Genomic DNA, 3,274 nt, shown 5'->3' with positions numbered 1-3,274 from the left:
TCCTTCTTCAACAATGCCAAAGACCTTACCGCTGTTATCCGCAAGACCATAGAGGAAAACGACGGCTTGAAAAAACAAGTGGAAGTATTTGTAAAGAAAGGCATTGCCGATTTGCGTGAACGCCTCATAGCTGCGGCCGCGGAAACCGCCGATGGCATAAAGATAGTAAAGGGCGTCATTCCCACAGCCATTGCGCCCGATGCCGTAAAAGACCTTGCGTTCCAAATTTCAGGAATCTTGCCCGAAAACATGTTTTGTGTTCTGGGCAGCAGCTATGAAGGCAAACCGCTTCTTACCGTCATGATCAGTAAAAATCTGGTGGAAAGCCGCAGTCTCAATGCCGGTAACCTTGTAAGGGAAGCCGCCAAACTTATTAAAGGCGGCGGCGGTGGCGCTCCTCATTTTGCTACGGCCGGCGGAAAAGATGTGGCCGGACTTGAAGCGGCTGTCTGCAAAGTTATGGAATTGGCGGGTGTTTGAAGCCATAGGTCTGGTGGACACTGTCCCGGGTCTGAAAAAAACGCCACAGTAATCTACAGAGATTTACATATAGTGTCAAACGGACAGAATAAGATATGACATTTACAACCGCACCCGTGTTATTGCATGGATGCGGTTGTTTTGTTAGGGCAATATTCAAAAAAATCACATCGGTTGTTTCATTGTACAAACACATGATATATTGATTTATGAATTAAAAACGAGAAAGATTAAATATATGGAAGAAAAAGAAGGAAGAATGATTTGGACTCACGAATATGTTCAAATTTACACAAATGGTTATGGAAACATCGTCCTGCTTTTTGAGAACGAAAAAGATAAGCCGCTCGCAATAGGTCAGAAGATGAATGAAATAAATGAAGATGCTTATATGAACGGCTACAACTGGGACGCTTTCTTCAATTATTATCTTGCTGAAAATGCTCCGGATATTTTGGAGAGTATTGATAGCGATCCTGAAGCCGGCACGTATGTCTCTTATTTTGAAGAGAACGAAGAGAATGAGGAAAAAGCCAAACGCTTTGCCGATATTATCATATCCTTGATTGAACATGAAGAGGATATATATGAAATACTTCGGAAGAAAGGAGATGAGATAGAATGGGATTAATCTCGGTCCAATAAAGATTTTATACGGATAACACGCAGATAGCAAGTCATTAACTGATAATAATATCAAATACTCATGAAAACAACCCGATTTTTTTTACGAAATGGTCTGATTGCCTTTTTCTGTGCAATGACGCTGACAGCCTCAGCTGAGAGAGTGTGTCGGAACATTAATCGTGACTGGACGTTCCGCTTTTCTCATCAGGTGGATAAAAACTCAGGCGTGAAGGTGCAACTGCCGCACACCTGGAACGCTCAGGACGCTTTGAGCGGCAAACAGGACTACAAGCGCGGAATTGGAAATTATACAAAAAGTTTTGTTGCGCCCGATGAATGGAAAGGGCGCCGGCTCTTTGTGCGTTTCGAAGGCGCCAACAGTGTAGCTACTGTGTTCCTCAACGGCAAATGGGTGGGTGAACACCGTGGCGGATACAGTGCTTTCGTATTTGAACTGACCAACGGTATCAAATGGGGCACGCATAATGAATTGCTCGTACGTGTAAACAATGCCGAGGATTTGAGTGTTATGCCTTTGGTTGGCGATTTCAATTTCTATGGCGGCATATACCGCGATGTAGAACTCATTGCCACCGACGAAGCCTGCATCTCGCCGATGTATTACGGTTCGCCGGGAGTGTTCCTGACAACGGAGACCGTTTCAGAGCGGCAGGCCCGGATATCACTTCGGACGATTCTTTCCAACCGTTTGGATGACGTTCGGGACGCTGTGTTGAAATGGCGCGTCACTGCCAACGGCAGCGAAGTGACCGCCGGCGAAAAAAACATCACCTTGCAGGCACGCGCTGAAGAACAGTCAGAGAAATCGGTCTTCACGATCGACCGTCCCCGCCTGTGGGACGGACGTCGCGACCCCTTTCTATACGATGTGGACGTATCGTTGTGGATAGATGGCCGCGAGGTGGACTGTGTGCGCCAGCCCTTGGGCATACGCACCTGCAGCATAGATGCGGAAAAGGGGTTCTTCCTGAATGGCCGTCACCTGTCGCTCCAAGGTGTGTGCCGCCATCAGGAACGTGCACAGATAGCCAACGCCTTGCGTCCCCAGCATCACGAAGAAGACGTTGACATCATGCTCGAAATGGGTGTCAATGCCGTGCGGCTGGCCCATTACCAGCAGGCGGACTACATGTACGACCTTACCGACCGCCATGGTATTCTGGCTTGGGCGGAAATACCCTTCGTGGGACCGGGCGGATATGCTGACAAGGGCTTTGTGGACAGTGAGGCCTTCCGTGAAAACGGCCGTCAGCAGTTGCTCGAGCTCATCTGCCAGCTCCACAACCATCCGAGCATATTCTGCTGGGGACTTTTCAACGAACTGAAAGAAGCCGGTGACAATCCCGTGGAATACATCAGGGAACTCAACGAACTGGCTCACCGCGCAGATCCTTCCCGACCGACCACTTCGGCCAGCAATCAGGGAGGCGACATCAATTACATCACCGATCTTATTGCCTGGAACCGTTACGACGGCTGGTATGGAGCATCGCCTCGGTCACTGGCTACATGGCTGGACAAAACCCATGCCGCACGGCCCGACCTCCGTATCGGTATCAGCGAATATGGCGCCGGAGCCAGTGTGCTTCATCAGCAGGATTCGCTCCGTCAGCCCGCGGCCTCAGGATGGTGGCATCCAGAGAACTGGCAGACCTATTATCACATGGAAAACTGGAAGATTATCCACTCGCGTCCCTATGTGTGGGGCAGTTTCGTGTGGAACATGTTTGATTTCGGAGCCGCTCACCGTACAGAGGGCGACCGCCCCGGCATCAACGACAAGGGGCTTGTGACGCACGACCGTGCGACGCGCAAAGATGCCTTCTACTTCTATAAAGCCAATTGGAATCCGGCTCCCATGCTCCATATAGCCGGAAAGCGGGCCAGCGAGCGGTTACGTCCCGAAACGGAAGTGATGGTATTCAGCAATGCTGAGAAAGTGGAACTCTTCGTCAACGGACAATCCGCAGGTGTGCAACGTCCCGATGACTACCGCACCTGCCGCTTTGCCGTAAAGCTACGTTCGGGCAGCAACCGTATTGAAGCCCGGGCCGTAGCAGGAAAACAACGTTTGGAGGACCATGCCTTATGGATGCTGTACGACAAATAAAGCAGAAGGCCAATTTTAACACTATTTGCTTTCCGA

At 49.8% G+C, this 3,274-nt stretch carries 3 protein-coding genes; all 3 read left to right on the top strand.

The genetic code is table 11. The features are described 5' to 3' along the window. A partial coding sequence (locus C5S62_RS03810) for a DHHA1 domain-containing protein (RefSeq protein ID WP_223301127.1) occupies positions 1-480 on the top strand: 480 nt, incomplete at its 5' end. A 238-nt stretch (positions 481-718) separates the two neighbouring features. Next, positions 719-1,111: an Imm51 family immunity protein gene (locus tag C5S62_RS03805; protein WP_104404128.1), complete on the top strand. Its 393-nt coding sequence runs from the start codon at positions 719-721 to the stop codon at positions 1,109-1,111. A gap of 75 nt (positions 1,112-1,186) precedes the next feature. After that, entirely contained in the window at positions 1,187-3,238 is a 2,052-nt protein-coding gene (locus tag C5S62_RS03800; protein ID WP_104404127.1) for a glycoside hydrolase family 2 TIM barrel-domain containing protein, read from the top strand. The last annotated feature ends 36 nt before the right edge of the window (positions 3,239-3,274 follow it).

This window comes from Prevotella sp. MGM2 (assembly GCF_002933955.1).
Lineage (GTDB): Bacteria > Bacteroidota > Bacteroidia > Bacteroidales > Bacteroidaceae > Alloprevotella.
Note: the sequence above shows the minus strand (reverse complement) of the source record. Positions and strands in the feature narration are given on the sequence as shown.